18 protein-coding genes and 3 pseudogenes are annotated in these 17,122 nt (G+C 47.0%); 13 read left to right on the top strand and 8 right to left on the bottom strand.

What is annotated here, in order from left to right; genetic code table 11:
* Positions 1-409 precede the first annotated feature (409 nt).
* A pseudogene (locus I1H34_RS09530) lies at positions 410-966 on the bottom strand (IS1 family transposase); the annotation flags it as partial.
* 86 nt (positions 967-1,052) lie between these two features.
* Between I1H34_RS09530 and I1H34_RS09520 the strand changes: the two are divergent.
* Positions 1,053-2,444 (top strand): annotated as a pseudogene (locus I1H34_RS09520) (ISKra4 family transposase).
* Here the strand turns inward: I1H34_RS09520 and I1H34_RS09515 are convergent.
* A pseudogene (locus I1H34_RS09515) lies at positions 2,444-2,734 on the bottom strand (IS1/IS1595 family N-terminal zinc-binding domain-containing protein); the annotation flags it as partial. The pseudogenes I1H34_RS09520 and I1H34_RS09515 overlap by 1 nt on opposite strands.
* A gap of 92 nt (positions 2,735-2,826) precedes the next feature.
* Between I1H34_RS09515 and I1H34_RS09510 the strand changes: the two are divergent.
* The gene (locus I1H34_RS09510) at positions 2,827-3,408 is read left to right on the top strand and encodes an HdeD family acid-resistance protein (protein WP_212665400.1); all 582 of its coding nucleotides are present in this window, start codon (positions 2,827-2,829) and stop codon (positions 3,406-3,408) included.
* A 129-nt stretch (positions 3,409-3,537) separates the two neighbouring features.
* Here I1H34_RS09510 and I1H34_RS09505 read toward each other — a convergent pair whose 3' ends face one another.
* On the bottom strand, positions 3,538-4,035 hold the full coding sequence (locus I1H34_RS09505; RefSeq protein ID WP_212665399.1) for a universal stress protein: 498 nt from the start codon (positions 4,033-4,035) through the stop codon (positions 3,538-3,540).
* 427 nt (positions 4,036-4,462) lie between these two features.
* Here I1H34_RS09505 and I1H34_RS09500 point away from each other — a divergent pair, with 427 nt between their 5' ends.
* The 4 genes from I1H34_RS09500 (at position 4,463) to I1H34_RS09485 (ending at position 8,243) form a co-directional block, all read left to right on the top strand.
* A complete protein-coding gene (locus I1H34_RS09500) occupies positions 4,463-5,563 on the top strand; it encodes a site-2 protease family protein (RefSeq protein WP_212665398.1) in 1,101 nt (366 codons plus the stop codon).
* A gap of 116 nt (positions 5,564-5,679) precedes the next feature.
* Complete coding sequence (locus I1H34_RS09495) at positions 5,680-6,321, top strand: histidine phosphatase family protein (RefSeq protein WP_212665397.1); 642 nt, start codon at positions 5,680-5,682, stop codon at positions 6,319-6,321.
* A 384-nt stretch (positions 6,322-6,705) separates the two neighbouring features.
* On the top strand, positions 6,706-7,491 hold the full coding sequence (locus tag I1H34_RS09490; RefSeq protein WP_212665396.1) for an alpha/beta hydrolase: 786 nt from the start codon (positions 6,706-6,708) through the stop codon (positions 7,489-7,491).
* 143 nt (positions 7,492-7,634) lie between these two features.
* Positions 7,635-8,243 carry an alpha/beta hydrolase gene (locus I1H34_RS09485; protein WP_249369952.1) on the top strand — a complete coding sequence of 203 codons (609 nt, stop codon included), beginning with the start codon at positions 7,635-7,637 and terminating at the stop codon, positions 8,241-8,243.
* A gap of 79 nt (positions 8,244-8,322) precedes the next feature.
* Here I1H34_RS09485 and I1H34_RS09480 read toward each other — a convergent pair whose 3' ends face one another.
* The 3 genes from I1H34_RS09480 to I1H34_RS09470 all read right to left on the bottom strand — a co-directional run bounded on the left by I1H34_RS09480 (position 8,323) and on the right by I1H34_RS09470 (position 10,884).
* Complete coding sequence (locus I1H34_RS09480) at positions 8,323-9,870, bottom strand: metallophosphoesterase family protein (RefSeq protein WP_212665394.1); 1,548 nt, start codon at positions 9,868-9,870, stop codon at positions 8,323-8,325.
* A 102-nt stretch (positions 9,871-9,972) separates the two neighbouring features.
* Complete coding sequence (locus I1H34_RS09475; protein WP_212665393.1) at positions 9,973-10,260, bottom strand: hypothetical protein; 288 nt, start codon at positions 10,258-10,260, stop codon at positions 9,973-9,975.
* An 87-nt stretch (positions 10,261-10,347) separates the two neighbouring features.
* A complete protein-coding gene (locus I1H34_RS09470) occupies positions 10,348-10,884 on the bottom strand; it encodes a Dps family protein (RefSeq protein ID WP_212665392.1) in 537 nt (178 codons plus the stop codon).
* A gap of 397 nt (positions 10,885-11,281) precedes the next feature.
* Here I1H34_RS09470 and I1H34_RS09465 point away from each other — a divergent pair, with 397 nt between their 5' ends.
* From I1H34_RS09465 to I1H34_RS09450, 4 genes are all read left to right on the top strand, one after another.
* Complete coding sequence (locus I1H34_RS09465) at positions 11,282-11,464, top strand: CsbD family protein (protein WP_212665391.1); 183 nt, start codon at positions 11,282-11,284, stop codon at positions 11,462-11,464.
* Positions 11,465-11,840: 376 nt separating this feature from the next.
* A complete protein-coding gene (locus I1H34_RS09460) occupies positions 11,841-12,002 on the top strand; it encodes a DUF1328 domain-containing protein (RefSeq protein WP_212665390.1) in 162 nt (53 codons plus the stop codon).
* Positions 12,003-12,162: 160 nt separating this feature from the next.
* Entirely contained in the window at positions 12,163-12,462 is a 300-nt protein-coding gene (locus tag I1H34_RS09455) for a hypothetical protein (protein WP_212665389.1), read from the top strand.
* A gap of 82 nt (positions 12,463-12,544) precedes the next feature.
* The gene (locus I1H34_RS09450; protein WP_212665388.1) at positions 12,545-13,150 is read left to right on the top strand and encodes a hypothetical protein; all 606 of its coding nucleotides are present in this window, start codon (positions 12,545-12,547) and stop codon (positions 13,148-13,150) included.
* Between the two features lie 9 nt (positions 13,151-13,159).
* Here I1H34_RS09450 and I1H34_RS09445 read toward each other — a convergent pair whose 3' ends face one another.
* Complete coding sequence (locus I1H34_RS09445) at positions 13,160-13,957, bottom strand: DUF1206 domain-containing protein (RefSeq protein ID WP_212665387.1); 798 nt, start codon at positions 13,955-13,957, stop codon at positions 13,160-13,162.
* A 580-nt stretch (positions 13,958-14,537) separates the two neighbouring features.
* Between I1H34_RS09445 and I1H34_RS09440 the strand changes: the two genes are divergently transcribed.
* Positions 14,538-15,023: a response regulator gene (locus I1H34_RS09440; RefSeq protein WP_212665386.1), complete on the top strand. Its 486-nt coding sequence runs from the start codon at positions 14,538-14,540 to the stop codon at positions 15,021-15,023.
* A gap of 58 nt (positions 15,024-15,081) precedes the next feature.
* Here the strand turns inward: I1H34_RS09440 and I1H34_RS09435 are convergent, their stop codons facing one another.
* A complete protein-coding gene (locus I1H34_RS09435) occupies positions 15,082-15,456 on the bottom strand; it encodes a Na-translocating system protein MpsC family protein (RefSeq protein ID WP_212665385.1) in 375 nt (124 codons plus the stop codon).
* Positions 15,457-15,740: 284 nt separating this feature from the next.
* On the opposite strand from I1H34_RS09435, the gene I1H34_RS09430 reads away from it, so the two are divergent.
* Both I1H34_RS09430 and I1H34_RS09425 read left to right on the top strand, forming a co-directional pair.
* Positions 15,741-15,923 carry a CsbD family protein gene (locus tag I1H34_RS09430; RefSeq protein ID WP_212665384.1) on the top strand — a complete coding sequence of 61 codons (183 nt, stop codon included), beginning with the start codon at positions 15,741-15,743 and terminating at the stop codon, positions 15,921-15,923.
* A 176-nt stretch (positions 15,924-16,099) separates the two neighbouring features.
* Entirely contained in the window at positions 16,100-17,098 is a 999-nt protein-coding gene (locus I1H34_RS09425) for a TIGR00341 family protein (protein ID WP_212665383.1), read from the top strand.
* Positions 17,099-17,122 lie beyond the last annotated feature (24 nt).

Here is a 17,122-nt window from a genome sequence, read left to right as displayed (position 1 = left end):
ACCCTAACAGTCTCTACCTCTTGACGTACAAGAACATCCGTAGACTTGGGCTTATTCCTAGGGCCAGACTGCAGTTAACCAATATTCGGAAATCGATAAACTGTAGCCCTCTCTAAGGCTTTAGTTAAGAGCAATAAAACGAATGCCCACCTAGAAAAGGTCCTGGACGGATAGGGCTTCGCATTTAAGCTATAGAACTTTTCGCTCCGACCAATCTTTAGCCGCGGTCTGATCTTGAGGAGCCCAATAAGCCACCCCAACGACTGCTTATCGAAGCTTAATCTCCTTCTTAGGTCAGACCCTTAGCCCATAGCCTGTCTCTCTAGGGGTAGATTCGAATCCAAACCATTTCAGAGATGATAGTTACAGCTTGTTAAGCGGAATTGAAACTCAAATTTCGGGTCGTGCATCAAACAATTGTGGGGTAGGTGAGTATGTCATCCCAATGCCAAGTTCGCGAGGCTAGATCAGCACGTTGTGCCGCCGTTGTTTTAAGCCGACTGTGTGTCCAAATCCAATTGAAATAGCTGACCACTAATCGAGCAGTGACTTTGGTTTGCGCCCACACTTTGCCAAATTTGTTCTGGCGTCGATGCCATCGACCACTGTGCTGCCGAATAATGCCATTGGTGCGTTCGAGTCGTTGAGTTCTGTCCTTGCCAATGTAATGGTCAATCTCCCAAGGCAACACTCTTTCGTACCCCCCCCAATCGTCGCTATTCCAGTCCTTGCAATCGGTCTTACCTTCAGTGCTAGTCACCAGTTCATTCAATAATGAATCGGTGTGCTTGCCCACACGACACGAGAGGATCACGCCGCTTGTGTTTGCCAAGGTAATCGCCATCCAACAATCACCCATCTCTAGCTCATGGGGAAGACAGTGTTTTTGCTTTTTTTCACAAAGGACCACATTTCATCTGCACTGACATCCTCCGTTTCAACGGCTTGCACTTGGCCATTATGGAGGGGCGTAAGCAAAGGATCGGGGATGCATGGCTCAAAGAAAAACGGGTCAAGGACAATAGATCCTGTACCCGAACCAAAAAACTATCATGACCCTACCATCGCAATTGCTAACCGTGCTAGCCCATGACGAATTTCTAGAACAAACTGAAGCACTCAAAGTATCAACCAGCCTGAGTCAGATGGTTTATATCGTTCTGCAAATGGGCTTGTTTCTAGCTCGCTGTCTTCTGGAGGATGAACTCTCAAGGCGCGCGAAAGCAGTATTTGTATGGCCTGTATGTACTACCTGCGGAACCCGCTTACATTCGAAGGGATGGGAATCTCGTCAGATGCAGACACTGGTAGGCACTATCTCTTGAAAGCGACGGGTGGGCCGTTGTCCCAAAGGATGTCCAGGCAGTCTGTTGACTCCCCTGGATCAAGCCATTGGGATTGCCCCCTATCAGCACAGCAGCGAAGAACTGGTGCGTCTGGGCTGCTTGTTGAGTCTGTTCATGCCCTATGAACTGGCCAGTTGGATGCTGGGTCAGTGGAGTGGTCTATCCGTGAGTCCATCCAGTTTGTGGAACTGGGTGCAATCCGTGGGTAACAAAGCTCAGCAGGAATTAGAAGCTCAACTCAACGCTCAATCATCAGGGACTCAGGCCCCTTGTGAAGCGATTTCAGAGATGTTATCTGCTCTACCTTTGGCCATTGCCGCCGATGGTGTGATGGTCCCCTTTCGCCCCACCCCGAACTCACCCAAGGGAAAAATCCAGTGGCGAGAAGTCAAAGTCGCCATCTTAGCTCGCCTGGGAACACGGGTTACCCGAGCTAAAAAGGAGGTCCCCCAATTACTGCGTCGAAGACTGGTGGCAGTATTGGGCGATATCGACCAGTTCATCCCTTTACTTCAACTCGAAGCTCACAAACAAGACTTTGAATCTGCTCCAAAAGTCATCTGGCTCAGTGATGGGGGACGAGGCTTCTGGCGAGTCTATCGCACCTTGTTCTCTCATTGTGCTGTGGCAGTCCTCGACTTTTTTCATTCAGCAGGCCATCTGGCACGAGCAACTAAAGCGATGTTTGGAGATGCCCGCTCTGCTCAAGCCCAAGCCTGGTTCCGGCACTGGCGACACCAATTGCGACACGGGCAACACCTACTTGTATTACGGTCCTTGACGATATTGATTCACTCACAACTGTTAACGGGAAAGTCTTTTTCAACGTTGCTCCAGGTGCAGGCTTATTTCCAACGCCATCATAACCACATCCGTTATCGGCACTTTGAACAGCAACAGATTCCTCTCGGGTCAGGAATGGTTGAAAGTGCATGCAAGTGGTTGATTCAGCAGCGCTTTAAGGGAGTTGGCATGCGCTGGAGTGAGGATGGTTTCAACCATTTACTGATCTTGAGAATTGCCTGGGTCAATGAACGGTTTGACTCCTTATTCCCAGAGGTGACCATTCCGAAAACTAAGGCATCCCCGATCCGCTAAATACGCCCATTATGGAGTTGCTGAGATCGTTGGCTAGCAGCTCTTACTAGAGAGACTACAGTGTTGTAAGCCAGGCCACTGGTCCGAGTGATACCTCGAAGACTACTCCCTTCTGCATGGGCTTGGAGAACTTGTCGGACCTGCTCTGGACTCACCTGACGACGATAGTAAAGGGTATCAAAGCGTTCAGTAAAGGTCTGCTGGCACTCAGGACAACGGTATCGTTGAAGCATGTTGGGCATCTTGCCATGCTTGTGTGCTTTGGAATGACCGCATAGTGGGCATTGCATGGGTAGGTTAGAAGCTGAGCTGAGCCTCTAGTATACTCAACCCACAATTACTTGAGGCACGACCAAATTTCGCAGTACAAAAGGATTTTTACATGAGTAACCAAGATATACAAAACAACGACCCCTCATTAGGGAAATGGTCTATTGCCCTGGGGGCATTGCTCGTCGTCTTAGGAGTTGTGGCTATTGCCATGCCCTTTATCAGCACCCTAGCCACTGAGCTAGTCATTGCGAGCGTCTTTTTTAGCAGCGGTATTATTCAACTGATTTATGCCTATCGGTCTCGCGCTAATGTCAAAAGCTTAGTCTTTAAGCTCTTGCTAGGTGCAGGCTACATTGGCTCTAGTGCATTGCTGCTGTTTTATCCCCTTCAAGGTGTCCTCAGCCTGACCCTTGCAATTGGATCTTTCATTCTCGTAGAAGGTATTTTGCAAGCCATCATGGCGATCCGCATGCGAGAAGAAGAGTCTGGCTGGTATTGGACCCTGGGTAGCGGTTTGTTTGCTGTGGTGTTTGGTGTTTCCATTATGTTGGGCTGGCCTGCTGACTCTGCCTGGATTTTAGGTCTTCTCGTGGGCTTAAACCTGATCTCTGATGGTTGGCCTATGGTGATCTTTGGCCTAGCTGGAACCGATCTGTTTGGTTCAGGTCCTCAGCAACCCCAAGCTAGCTAGGAAAGGGCTGATGTCATGCATCTGTTAAACTCTTCCCTTCTGTCTGCCACCAACCTTGAAGGTTGGTGGCAACGAACTATAGCACCGGAGAATCCTACTGAATCACCTTAAAACTCCCAAAGGCTACAGTTAGTCGGACACGTCCACAACCGTTTCTTCTCCCTGAATCACCAAGACGGAACAAGAGGCATGGTGAACGACGTGATTGCTGACACTTCCCAATATGAGTTCAGTTAAGCCAGTGCGGCCATGTCGTCCTACAACGATTAAGTCAGCCTGCCAATCCCGAGCGCGATCGCACACTTGATACCCTGGATTTCCCAACTCAGCTTCAAAGGTTGCCTTCACGCCTTGCTGTTCTGCAATTTGGCAAAATTCCTGGAGCCATTGTGTTGCGTCTGCAAGTTGCACCTCCCAAGCTTGCTGAGCCATCTGCAGATCCACCACAGATGGAGAGAGGTAACCAGTATCGAGAGGCGTTCCCGACGATGCACTAATATCCGCTTCAATAGTATGCAACAGCAATAACTCAGCTTGGTGAAGTTGAGCCGTTTCCAAAGCCTGCTCATACACAATCGATCGCAAAGATGAAGCATCTATTGCTGCCAGAATGCGAGTGTATCCCATCAGGATTTCTCCCTTATAGCAATACCAACAGTCTACGAAGTTTTTTGGAGGCAATCGATAAAGTTGATCAGTCTAGGATTGGAGCACAATTCTCTAACAGGATTAGCTGGCAATGTAGCCAAACTGAAAGCTTGACGGCTAGAGCCTGAGAAATTTTACAAGGAAAAGTCCTCAATTCTGATCAACGGATTGACTTTCTGCAATCTGCTCAACCCATTGATTGGCCCAGTACCGTCTGGCAAGTCTCTCTTAAGGGCGTTGAGTTAGATCAGCGCTGGGTAACTGAACCACCCCACAGGAGAACCGAACGCTTCAGAGCGGTTACTACGGAACAGTAAAAGTTTACACTTCGTTACAATTACAGGTAAGGAGCAATATCGCAGACCTTTCGAGGAGGATTGCTCATCCATCGATTAGGAGTTTTTTCATGAACAGTAACTTTAGACTAGGTAGCCTCTTTGGCATCCCTTTCTATCTCAATGCATCATGGTTTCTGGTGTTAGCGTTTTTTTCTTGGACCTATGGCAATGGTCTAGCTGCTCAGTTTCCAGAGTTAATCGGGATTGGACCCTGGCTCCTAGGCTTTGGAACAGCACTTTTGCTGTTTAGTTCGGTACTCGCCCATGAACTCGGTCATAGCCTGGTGGCGATGCAACAAGGAATTGAGGTTAAGTCCATTTCACTCTTTCTGTTTGGTGGACTCGCCAGTCTAGAGGAAGAATCTAAAACACCTTCAGGGGCATTTGCTATTGCCATCGCCGGTCCTGCCGTCAGCGTTCTCCTTTGGGCGCTCCTCTCCTATGGAGGCATGATGCTGCCTAGCGGCCCGATTGCTGCCATCGTTGGGTTTCTCGCCACGATTAACCTATTCCTTGCTTTGTTCAATATGATTCCAGGCCTACCCTTAGATGGTGGAAATGTTCTAAAAGCAGCGGTGTGGAAGTTTACGGGCAATCGCTATCGAGGCATCAGAATCGCAGCCCGCGCTGGACAGGTTGTGGGTGGTGTTGCGATCGCATCCGGTATCCTGAGTCTCAGTGTCTGGAATGCACTGATTGGTTGGTTCTTGTACCAAAATGCAGGGCGAGCGTTCCAATCTTCTAAGCTTCAGGAAGAGCTGAGTCGATACACTGCAGCAGATGTGGTGACCGAAGGTGAGTTTGTGATTGAACTCAATGATTCCCTCCGACAGCTTGCCAATCAGGCTATCCCTTATCAGGGTAAGGTTTCTAAGTTTCTCGTCGTCGATGAGAAAGGACAGCTCGTGGGGTCCGTCAACTTAGAAGATCTGAATACTGTTCCCACTATGAAATGGCCCCAAGTGTCAGTCCAAGAAATCTTACAGCCAACGGTACTCCCCCCTGTCGTGCAGTCCAATCAATCACTGCTAGATATTGTGGCTCTTCTGGACAAAGAAAAACTGCAAACCATAGCGGTGGTTAACGAAAGTGGGGTGCTGATGGGTTTGCTAGAAAAAGTAGCCATCCGTCATCGTCTTCAGCAAAGTATGGCTACAGCATCAGCTTGAACGCTCTCCATCCTTATTTGCCCGGTACAGTTACTGAAACGAACCCATTTATCTCCTTTGGCTGAGTCGTCAACTCTAAACTCAAACAAAACAATCCCTTTAGGAACGGTTTAACAATGGGACTACAGGTCTATTTTTTACGGCATGGTGAGACGCCATTTAGTATAAGCGGTGGATTCTGCGGTGAACTTGATCTAGAGTTAACCGACCCAGGTAAAGCAATGGCTGAGGAGTTTGCCCGAGCCTATGCCCACATGCCCTGGCAGGCTATTTTTACCAGCCCCATGAAACGCACAGCTGCAACGGCGGCCCCCCTTTGCAAGGCATTGGGGATGGAGCCACAGGTCCGAGCAGGTCTGCGAGAAATGAGTTTTGGTGATTGGGAAGAGAAGGCACGGGATGAAGTCAAATCACAATACTTAGAAGACTACATTCGCTGGATGACTGAGCCTGCCTGGAATTCTCCACCGGGTGGAGGAGAAACAGCGGTTGAGGTGGCCAATCGAGCCATGTCAGTGATGGCAGAAATCGAAGACACCTGTAGTAATGGACCGGTACTTGTGGTGTCCCACAAAACAACGATCCGGATTATCCTGTGCCAACTGTTAGGCATAGATTTAGGACGATATCGCGATCGCATTGACTGTTTGGCAGGCTCCATCAGCATTGTGAAATTTGATGAGCATGGTCCCCTATTGCAACGGTTAGGAGATCGGGCTTATATGTCCGATGCTTTGCAAGAACGACTTGGCACTTAAACCTTTGTTTTCTATTCGGGGATAGAGTGTAATGGATGCCCCCAGCAGAAGTAAGCACTGCAGAATTATTTACCCGTCACCTTTTGGAATCACTTAGTTTTAAGCGGCTTTAGCCAAGGTGAGAAGGTTCTCTCGTCTATGATTTCCCGATAGGAACTGTAATCCTCTCGTTTCAGAAAATCACTCTTCATAAAGGTTACGTTGATACATCTTCCCAAAGGCCGAATTTGAGAGAACGCATCCTAGCCCCAGAGAGGATTGAAATTCCTAGGCAACCCATAACAATGAACAACAGATAAACCGGATCGAACCACAGTTGCATTGCTAGCAACTTAGATAAATCTGTTCGCTTCAGAAGCTAAGCTCATTGTAAGGAGTCTCCATATGAAAACTGCGTTCCAAGCCCTACTCTCTTGGGGAGTTATCGGTCTAACAACCATTAGTACTTCATTTTTTGCGACTCAAACACAAGCTGCTGAGAGTATATTTGTCCGCTATAAAAACACCGAAGTAACAGTGACTCGCAGCGAACTGGATGACTTCAGCAATACGGGAGAACTTCCTACATCGTTGAAAAAGCTACTAGAAACCGATCTAGAACTCCCAGGAATTGTCCGTAAAGCACTTTCTGAACAAATCACTGTACCTACTTTTTTACAAAGTTTTCTGGAAGGCTCTAATGGAGAATTTCTACTCTTCAAGCTTGATCAGACTATTTCTAGCACATCTGGCAGAACAGAAGATGGGCTCGAATCCCTGAAAACAGCGGTCCTTAACTCCATTGAGGATGAGCGAATTTCCTTTATGGAAATTATCGATAAATATCCCCAGAACACCATTCGAGTTGATGTAACCAACTTAGAAGGCACTTACACCCAAGTCAGCGGCTTTGTCGAAAAAACATTACCGGCTCTAGAGGTTGCAAAAGACGTATTGTCAGACTTTGTTTGCGATTGTAAAACAACACAAGCGTCCTCCAGCAAAGATTCACAAGCAACCTATCAAGCCGAGAAGGTGTCTGATAATTGTGCAGAAGAAAAACCCACAATGACTGTGTCGGTAAACAGCAATTCACCAGAAGAGCAATCCAGTGCCAAGTCTACTCCGTCAATGCTTCAAGCTCCGACCTCCACAACTCAAACACCTGCTAGTTCAGCTCAAGCTCAATAGATCTTGAAGGGAATATTTGAGCATCGTCCCCATGAGTGCTCTTCTTATTCCCCTGTTTTGTTGCTGAAAGGATTCACTACTGTTTACGGAGTCGATTCATGACCACTTGGCATTCGGTATTTCAAAAATTTAGGCGTTGGAGGATGGTTAAAGGTCTCACTTTTTCTGCTGTCGCCTCCATCTCGGCGACTAGTTTGATCGCGCCGACTGCATCTGTGCAGGCTGCAGAAAAAGTTATCTTTACTTACAATCAGTTTGGTCAATCTCTGAGTATTGATGAGTTAGAAACCTTTGCTGAGACTGGCAAAGCATCTTCCAAACTCAAATTCTTCCTGAATGTATCAGGGCAAGATCCAGAAACCGCCCGCCAATTTATGACCAAAAGTCTCAAGGTCAACTTGCGTACGGCTGATAAAATTTTGACGATATTACCTGGAGAATATGCCCTCTTTCAAGCAGGGCAAGTCATTCATACCCCCAGCCGCAAAGCCAATATGCAGGCCCTTCGGTCAGCTATCCTGCTCTCTCTAAGTGATGATAATCAAATTTCTTTTTTAGAGTTTTTGCAGAAGTACCCCACCTCCCAACTCACCGTTGATGGTGTTCGAGTGGCTAAAGTGGCTGGAACCATTGATGGCCTCATCGGCACTGCCGAACAAGCATCGGATGGCACCGGACCTCTAGCTGTGGCGAAAGATATTTTGAGTAGTTTTATCTGCGACTGCCAGACTAATCCAGCAGCGATTCGCTAACCCAGCCGGTTGCAATAAGCCCCCAAAGAAATAGCCGAATATTGGTTATTCCTTTGGGGGCTTGGTTTAGCAGTTAATCTCAGCCGATTTCAATTGCATCCATGACATGATTTTGCCACTGATGCTGAAATCGTTCAGCAACTAGAGGTTGAAGGATGATTTTGGGAGGTGTTCCGGCTTTGACATCAATCCGCAGGCCAGAATAGGGTCGATGTTTTTGAGAGCCATGTCCATATCGTCCGATGTAGAATTGCGATCGCGCCACAATACGCTCTGTTTCTCCATCTAGTTTTTCCGTTAACTCAGGCCCTTCAGACCGCTGACGGCGCAGACTAAAACCGCTACCACCGCAAATCACCCAATTGAGATGTGAATCTGCATGCCCCGTATTTTCCGTCTTCAGGTACTCCAGGCAATGGGCATGTCCATTGATAATCAAATCGACTAGAGGTCTACCTTTTATAAGTTCAGTCACCTCACTTTGGACTTCATTGAGAACCCACCGGAGATTTTGCCGCACTGCTAAGGTTTGTCCCTGATACCACTTTGTGGCTTCGGTCACATAGGGGGGATGGTGGAAAAACAAAATTCGGCCCCGGACCTTCGGATCCTGCCAGGATTGAATCAGCTGCCGCTTCAGCCACGTCAATTGTTCAATATCCACAACAGACTCGGTATCATTCGTTAACTGCTTATCAATATCTAGAAGTTGCTCTTCAATTTGTTCGACCTTGCTATAAGCTTCCTCAACATCTAAATGGGCTGCTTCAACTGCCGACCTCAATGCTTCTGTCTTTTTCTGCATCAGGACTTGGCGGGTTTTCAGCAGTTGTTCCTTCAGTAACTTTCCCGCTGGTGTATTGGGTAAACATTGGGGAGCATTAAACGTATTGGAATCAAGGGCAAAAAAATCAATCCCACCCTGGCGAAATTGATAGTACCGATTTGGGAGCCGTGTGAATTCGCCTGGTCGATATCGCAGACATTTCTCAGACTCTGAGGAGGACGTGTAGTGGGTGTCCAGATGTTGTTGTATGTCCGAGTCACTCAATCCTTGCAGGTAATCTAAAAAAGCTCTGGCATACACATCTCCCTTATGTGAGCCATGCCAACCCACATCTAAATCAAATTGGCGCTGGAATAGCTTGCGCAGGGGCGAAGTCACCTTCGACATCAACCCCCATATCCAGGGCAAATCATAATAATCGTGATTACCTGGTACAGGGAAGAATGGGAATTTAAACACCATCTGGTCATAGTCAATCGTGTCGGGTTGATGTCCCCCCACTAACCACTCCCGATAAGGATCGATAAAATTCTCGGCATACTGCTCGTTGGAGCCCACGAGATAGACAACATCTCCTGTATGCAGGGCAAAGTTAGCCCCTTCCCCCTGATCCAACAGCAGTTCCATGACTCGTCGTTGGGGACTATCCCCGCGATATTGGCCTGTGCCACTATCTCCGAGTACCAAGAACGAGAAATCTTGATGATCCGATTCCTCATTCTCCAACACCACTTTGGTTTGGTCGATATTTTTGCTCGAAATTAAAGGGTGTTGCCAGCACACCCTTTTCTTCATTTCATCAATTTTGAGTTCAATCGGTGGATCAGAAACAAACTGCATCGGTTATTTTTTGGGTTCCTTTCCTATCAAGGAGAATATTCAGGTTTTAATATTGGGCTATTCCAGCACCTGCGAATCTGAGAGGGGAATACTCGGAGCATCTTAGCCAACCAGGAAAGAGTGGATCTGATGTGCGATCGCAACCAGAAATACGACGAGTCCCAACCCTCTACGGAAATAGTTAACCCCTTCAAAGGACTCTTGCAAGGCCCAAATCACTATTGCAACGAAAGCCACTAACTCTAATCCCAGATTAATCGGCTCACTCGTCAATACCAATTGCAGCAGGCTGGCTCCAATCCAGACAGAGAGGGTCAAATTTGGAAGCTGAGCAATCACAATTTCACCGTTCTGCTCACGGAAGATAGTGTCAAAGAGTGCAGTATCCATGGGTTTCGAGTATCTATATCAAAAAACTTCAGCAGGCTTAGTACTGTCCCTATGCCTGAACGTCAAATCAAGCATAGGGACATCAATCTATTGGACGCTAGCATGCAGATCCAAACCAGAACGAGAACCGCTTGCATCGACTTGTTCTCCTTCAATAAAGGATCTCAGCATCCAAGCCATCTCTTCATGCTCTTCCATTAAACCCGTTAAGAAATCAGCCGTTCCCTCATCATGGAACTGCTCAGAGCACTGATCGAGATGCTCTCTTAAATTACGAATAACCTGCTCATGATCATTCACCAGGCGAGCCACCATATCCGTTGCTGTAGGTAGGTCACCAGGATGTTCATTGAGAGTTGAGTTATCGAGAAATCCTTTGGCAGTCCCTAGAGGGTATCCTCCTAACGCCCGAATCCGCTCAGCACAAGCATCAACATTGGCGGTAAGGATTTCATAATGTTCTTCCCAAAGCTTATGTAGAGTCATGAATTGGGGGCCAACTACATCCCAGTGATATTTCTTGGTTTTGATCACGAGTAGATATAAATCAGCTAAGTCTTGATTTAAAAGTTGAATAACACCTTGACGCTGTTCAGTAGTCAAACCAATGTTATAAGAACGCATATTTATTTTTTCCTTTGTTGTCTCTAGTAGCTAGTAAATCAAGAAAGGCTGAATCATTCTTCTCTCACAGGGAAGGTATTGATTCTCTAGCTACTCTACCGAAAGGTATAGAGCGATTGATTAGGATGTGTGAAAAGTGATTAGAGTTTCAGAGATCAGGCTAAACGTTTAACCATGAGTATCGAAATAAAAGCTTTACGGGGCCTTCCGTAACGTATTCAGACAAACGAACTCAAGCGAAAATCCTAGAGAACTTGAATCGCCATTAATCCCTCTATAGGTAGACGTTCTTGCTTATAGCAACCGTCCTTTAGGCAGACGAGTTTTGGAGTGAGCTTCCCTAGTATTGAAGGTGTTCACACCCACAACGACACAGCCTTTAGGAGGCACAACTATTATGAGTACCGAAGATAGAGCTAAAGCTACAGCTAAGAACATTGAAGGAAAAGCCCAGGAAGCTCTGGGAAACGTAACTGGCGATCCTGAAGACCAAGCAGCGGGTAAAGCTAAGCAAGCAGAAGCAGGCGTCCGCCATACAGCAGAAGACGCTAAGGACAAAGTAAAAGAAGCCATTGACTAACGGTTGCTTCCGTTTAGTTATTCAGTTTCTGGTATTTAGGTCCAGTGTGCCAAACCAGCCTCTGGACCTTTATTTGATAACGGTTTATCACTCGCAAAATATTACTTGATTACACATCTGCCTCACGTCTTACATTTCGACAAAACGTCATGAGGCTCCAATCAAGTTATTCGCAGCAATTCTATCAGCGATCACAATAGAGCCGTTGAGCTGTGCTGCATAGACACGGGGGCAAGGACAAAAGCTATTTTGGCACACCACGATGCTGATAGTTATGGGGGAATTGTTGAGAGTCCAGGATGGGGTCATGCATTGGTATCAGACTTCATCTAGATGGGCCTAAATTCACTCACATTTAACGACAGGAGAACATTTCATGCTTAGTTGGAGCCTGACATTTTTAATCATTGCCTTAATTGCAGCCTTTTTGGGGTTCGGTGGCATTGCTGCGGGTGCAGCTTCCATCGCTAAAGTTCTTTTCTTTGTTTTTCTAGCCTTATTTATCTTTTCTCTTATCACTGGAAGAAGGCGTGTCTAGACTACTCCAGCCAAAGTTTCTAGACGTAATGGGTTATCTAAAGACAGTTTAAACTCTGCCTTTTGGCAGACCACAAAGGGGGACAGTATCTCCCCCTTTAGGCAGATACCCATCAAACATCCCTCCCCTACAGTTGAGTTATATCTTTGAGGAAGAAATAATGAGTCAATTCGATAGAGAAGAAGCTCGATACGAGCAAGGTTATGCAGCAGGAAGTCGAGCGAGTCGAAGCAATCCTGCCACAGGAATTTTCATCGGTGTTTTTGCCGTCGCGGTGCTCGGTATTGGTGGATGGATGGTATTTGCCCAAACGAGTCAAAAATCAGGTGGGGATACCGACATCATCAACGTACCTAAGCCTGATGCACCTGAAATTAACATCGATGTTCCTAAGCCCGAAATCAACCTACCCAAGCCAGACATTGATGTGTCTAGCCCCAGCAATGAAAAGTCTGAATAGAACCAACAAGCTAAATCAGTTTGATCAAATCTAAATTGTGTTCCTCATTGATTTAGTGATTGTTTTTTAAGGAAATACCCCTATGTCTAATACCCATTTAAACCAGCCTCGAACAACGTCTACCGATGAAGAAATCATCATTGATCAAGAAGTTCGCCATGCTGATGGGACCGTGCGTCGTCGACGAGAAACACTACGCAGTGATGATCCAGCAGTAGAGGAGCGTATCGAGCGGGCTCGATTACAAACGGAGCGCCAGCTCCAAATCCGAGATAACGATAATGCGGCGCGGGGCCTTCTGGTTGGCATCATTGCCACAACCTTCCTAGGTTTAGGCATTTTAGCCTGGTACCTGTTTACCAATAACCAGAATACTGAGGTAACGCCAGTTGTGGTTCCGGCCCAACCCTCTGAACCCTCAACACCCCCTGATATCAATATCACCTTACCTAACCCACCTGCGGCGGAAAGCACCACGGAAACTGCGCCGACCCAGCCCACCATTATCCAAACCCAACCCGCACCTCCCCAGCCATTACCATCAACGCCGCCTACTAGTGAAGTCGCTCCGGCAACCAACTCCGAACCCACTGCCCCAGAGCCAGCGAATTCCGCCGCCCCCAATGAACCCACCAGTAATGAACCCACGAGTCCTGCGCCTGCTGAATCCTCCACCACCGCTCCATAGTGATTGAGGTCAAGGTAGTTCAATCTGACGATACCGGGCTTGGAGTCCCATATGGACCCCGTAAGCTATCAACCCTACGGCCACCAGTGACAACAGCCCTGGTCCGTAGGGTTGTTGTTTAATGGTTACCAAAGCCTCCTCTGATGATCTGACTTTGTCTGCATCAAAGGCATGGGCCGCTTGCATGACATACCCGCCAATAATGGCAAAGATGATCCCTCTTGCTAAGTATCCTGCCCGACCAATCGCTACAACAACGGTACGCTGATGGGTATTCATGGTGCCCAGCTTGAGTCGCTGGCGGAAATCAGCCTTCAAGGTTCGATAGAAAAAGGTGATACCGATGCCCAGGACACCGATGCCGACACCCCCCACCAGCCATTGACCAAAGGGCCAGGATAAGACTTTTGCGGTCCAGAATTGGGTCTGTTCTGACTCCTCCTTCACCCCTTGAATAATCTCTACGGCGGTATAGGCCAACGCACCATAGGCCAGACTACTCATGCCACAGCCCGCCCGCTTGAACCAGTGCTTGAGGCTCTTGCCGTCAGACTCTGGGTAAAGTACGGCTTGGATCAAACGCCCAAAAGAGTATCCAGCTAGCCCAACGGCAACAATGATCAGTAAAAGGTTGCCTAAAGGTTGATGTGCGATCGCACGTAGGACTCCCTGGGTATCCTGGGCTTGTTGACGATAGGTTAAGGCAGCTTGAACTGCCAGAATGCCTAACAAAATATAGACAAACCCTTTCATCAGAAAGCCAAAGCGAATCCACCTTTCAATCCAGCGAGCGGGTTTACCTTTCATGAAGGATGGATTGGTTTGTCAATCAAGGGGAAAGGAACAAAATTCATCTCAGTAGAAAAGCGACTGTTGAATATGTGGATTGAGATATCTCTGTGGGAGAGAACATTCTCCGTGATTTCTCCATCCACTATATCCTCAGAAGGATGTAGAGATTGCCTAGGCTCTCTAATTCAAGAAGAAGATCGCATCGTTTTCTGGAGAAGAATCGTTATGGCAAGTGGAGAAATCTAGCAATAGCTAATAACCTTTCCCTCATTGCCCAAGTATCAACCGAGACCACAGAAGATAAAGGCTTCCAAATGTTTTAGCTTCTATTTTTTTGTTGGAGTGTGGCAAATACTACAAAGATATTCACCAAGTATTTTATAATTAATTTATAATTCAGATAATCAGGCTTTGGCTTTGCTAGCTTGATTCTCTCTTTCCTCATTACAGTCAGAATATTTTTGAGCAAAGAGCCTTCGCCCAGTAAAGCCTAAAACGGACCAATCCACCCTAAGTGCCTTTCTGCCACTCATGGAATGCTTCGTTCTCCTATTTGAGGAGACAGTCATTCTCGGTACTTGTCCCGGTGGAGCATATGGATTTTCTTTCTTCTATCCCTGATCAAGATATTGCCTCTAGTACTGGCAGCAGTTTCTCTAGGAAGCGACGCCCCTTAATTTTGGTTGTTGAAGACGATCAGGATAATCTATTACTGCTATATCATCTGGTCACAAGCTTGGGGTGCAATGTGTTGCTAGCCCAAGAGGGACGGGCTGGTCTGGCTATCATTCAAGAAACTTGGCCAGATCTGGTGCTTCTTGATATTGTTATGCCTCACATGAATGGCTTTGAAGTTCTCCAGCACCTGCGGCAGCTTCCTGAAGCTCAATCCGTCTCCATTGTTGCAGTCACGGGTCTGGCGAGTTCAGAAGAGAAACATCAACTGTTGCAATCTGGATGTTGTGACTATCTCTGTAAACCCTATCTTATTGATGATCTACAATCCTTGATTTGCCGACACTTGGGGTTTCAGACCATGCCCCAACTGATTGAGCCATTCAATGTAGCGATTAGAGCTTAATTCTGACCAGAGGGAAAAATGTATGTGGGAAGAAGATCAGGGTTAACCTCCGCCCATCTTAATTTGAACTGCGGAGAGTGGGCATTTCCTCTAGCACCGCAATAATACCTGTTAGTCCTGACTCTAGGGTCACATCGCTGAGCAAGTCTGTGACATTAACCCCTGCAACGTCTTCTACCAAACTTTTCAGTTGTGGCTTCATGAAATCATCCAGATTAGTCCGCACCTTCTCAGCTAAATCCTCTTGTCCACCTTGGGCCAAGATTTGCTCAGGCTGGGTCAAGGAATCTTCCAGAATAATGATAAATTTCTCCCCACAAAGCTGGCAGCTGACTTTGCTAGGTTTCTGACCTAACTCATGGCGATATAACGCCTGGACTTTTTGGGCAAGAGAGCGCTCTAGTTGTCCTCGCGTGGGTGTGTCTGATGCCATTACCGATTTATCTCCAAAGCAAGTTGAGACTTAGAACGCTACTAGTCACTGATACGGATTAATTCAAGCTGCTAGATGATGTCCAGTTTAATTGTAGAGACAACCGTAGCATCTTCGATCAGTTTGGGTTGAGGAGAGGGAGCCAGTAGGGGTGAGAGTCTCTCAGGATCGATATCTACCTTTAGGAATACTCATCAACCCATCTTGGGGTAGAGTCCCAGCCAGTGGACCGACTGATAGATTAATGACATCGCCAAAACCACTGACAATAAAGGAGTTCCATAATGAGTATTGAAGATAGAGTAAACGCCACGGTTAAGAATCTAGAAGGTAAAGGCCAAGAAGTCATGGGTGACCTCACCGGCAATCCTCAAGACCGTGAGGAAGGACGAGCCAAGCAGTCTGAAGCTGCGGTTCAACATACCGTTGAAAATATCAAAGATGACATTAAGCAAGCCATCGACTAGCAGATGTGGCTGATTTTGGATGACAGTTTTATGTCTGTGTCTCTCAATTCTAGGTAGCACGATGCTACCTAGAATTTTTATATCGGGGCGATCTGCTTATGGGGTCTAAACCCCATCAACATAGAGCAGCTTTTTGAGTCCTCAACACTTTTCTAAATTAATTTAAGTGCTTTTTTATGAACCTGCGATTACTGGAAATTGATACCTCGAACACGCAACAGGATCAGGTCTTGGCCTTGTTAAAAGCGTTCCCTTGCCTAGACGTTTGGCAAAGTTCAGGATCTGAACAAATCAGTATCCGAGTCACATTGCCAACGACTCAAGTGGAAGCGGTTCTCAATCAATTACGGGAGCATCTACCTGAATTGGGTAACCCCAGAGTAATGATTTTGCCTATCGAAACAATGTGGCCAATGCCAGACTTAGATGCTCCTTGCAACCAAGCGACTGCACGACTCAGTCGAGAGGAAATCTATGCCAATGTTGCCCAACCGCTCCAATTATCTTGGACTCAGTTGGGTATGGTGACCTTGTCAACGCTGATTGCAGCCATTGGACTTTTAAAAAGTAGTGAAGCCATTATTATTGGGGCGATGGTTTTAGCTCCTTTGCTCCAACCGATCTTAGGGGTGGCAGTGGCCGCAGTGTTAGGGGACTCTGTCTTGGCCAAACGGTCGATCAAGATTGGCAGCATCAGCATCGGTCTCGCTTTAGGTCTATCGATACTGCTGGGAATCGTGTTTCCCATCTCAACCGATCTGCCAGAGATCATGGCACGGGTGAGTGTTGGTCCTTTGGATGTGGGGTTAGCGATCGCAGCCGGTATCGCCAGTGCCCTGTCGTTGACAACGGATAATCAAAACGCCATCGTTGGGGTGATGGTGGCTGTCGCTTTACTACCGCCGCTAGTTGTCTTGGGGTTACTCTTAGGGTCCGGTGAATGGACCTTAGCCCCAGGCGCACTCCTATTAGTGGTGACCAATGTAATCGGCTTGAATCTGGCAGCAACCACAACTTTGATGGCCCAAAATATTCAACCCCAGTCCCAGCGATGGCAGGCGCAGCATTATACCCAATGGGTGATCGGGATTGGTATGGTGTTCGTTTTAGGGATTATGAGTATGGTGACTTGGCAACATTCTTCGATTTTGGGTGCGTTCTTGCAAAGGATCTAATTGATTCAGTCTTGTTAGAACTGT

It is taken from the genome of Acaryochloris marina S15 (assembly GCF_018336915.1).
In the GTDB taxonomy this organism is placed as follows: domain Bacteria; phylum Cyanobacteriota; class Cyanobacteriia; order Thermosynechococcales; family Thermosynechococcaceae; genus Acaryochloris; species Acaryochloris marina_A.
This window is presented reverse-complemented; position numbering and strand designations above follow the sequence as displayed.

Coding starts and splice junctions, on each gene's coding strand:
- I1H34_RS09510 (WP_212665400.1), top strand. CDS start 2,827: ATGAGTAACCAAGATATACAAAACAACGACCCCTCATTAGGGAAATGG.
- I1H34_RS09505 (WP_212665399.1), bottom strand. CDS start 4,035: ATGGGATACACTCGCATTCTGGCAGCAATAGATGCTTCATCTTTGCGA.
- I1H34_RS09500 (WP_212665398.1), top strand. CDS start 4,463: ATGAACAGTAACTTTAGACTAGGTAGCCTCTTTGGCATCCCTTTCTAT.
- I1H34_RS09495 (WP_212665397.1), top strand. CDS start 5,680: ATGGGACTACAGGTCTATTTTTTACGGCATGGTGAGACGCCATTTAGT.
- I1H34_RS09490 (WP_212665396.1), top strand. CDS start 6,706: ATGAAAACTGCGTTCCAAGCCCTACTCTCTTGGGGAGTTATCGGTCTA.
- I1H34_RS09485 (WP_249369952.1), top strand. CDS start 7,635: ATGGTTAAAGGTCTCACTTTTTCTGCTGTCGCCTCCATCTCGGCGACT.
- I1H34_RS09480 (WP_212665394.1), bottom strand. CDS start 9,870: ATGCAGTTTGTTTCTGATCCACCGATTGAACTCAAAATTGATGAAATG.
- I1H34_RS09475 (WP_212665393.1), bottom strand. CDS start 10,260: ATGGATACTGCACTCTTTGACACTATCTTCCGTGAGCAGAACGGTGAA.
- I1H34_RS09470 (WP_212665392.1), bottom strand. CDS start 10,884: ATGCGTTCTTATAACATTGGTTTGACTACTGAACAGCGTCAAGGTGTT.
- I1H34_RS09465 (WP_212665391.1), top strand. CDS start 11,282: ATGAGTACCGAAGATAGAGCTAAAGCTACAGCTAAGAACATTGAAGGA.
- I1H34_RS09460 (WP_212665390.1), top strand. CDS start 11,841: ATGCTTAGTTGGAGCCTGACATTTTTAATCATTGCCTTAATTGCAGCC.
- I1H34_RS09455 (WP_212665389.1), top strand. CDS start 12,163: ATGAGTCAATTCGATAGAGAAGAAGCTCGATACGAGCAAGGTTATGCA.
- I1H34_RS09450 (WP_212665388.1), top strand. CDS start 12,545: ATGTCTAATACCCATTTAAACCAGCCTCGAACAACGTCTACCGATGAA.
- I1H34_RS09445 (WP_212665387.1), bottom strand. CDS start 13,957: ATGAAAGGTAAACCCGCTCGCTGGATTGAAAGGTGGATTCGCTTTGGC.
- I1H34_RS09440 (WP_212665386.1), top strand. CDS start 14,538: ATGGATTTTCTTTCTTCTATCCCTGATCAAGATATTGCCTCTAGTACT.
- I1H34_RS09435 (WP_212665385.1), bottom strand. CDS start 15,456: ATGGCATCAGACACACCCACGCGAGGACAACTAGAGCGCTCTCTTGCC.
- I1H34_RS09430 (WP_212665384.1), top strand. CDS start 15,741: ATGAGTATTGAAGATAGAGTAAACGCCACGGTTAAGAATCTAGAAGGT.
- I1H34_RS09425 (WP_212665383.1), top strand. CDS start 16,100: ATGAACCTGCGATTACTGGAAATTGATACCTCGAACACGCAACAGGAT.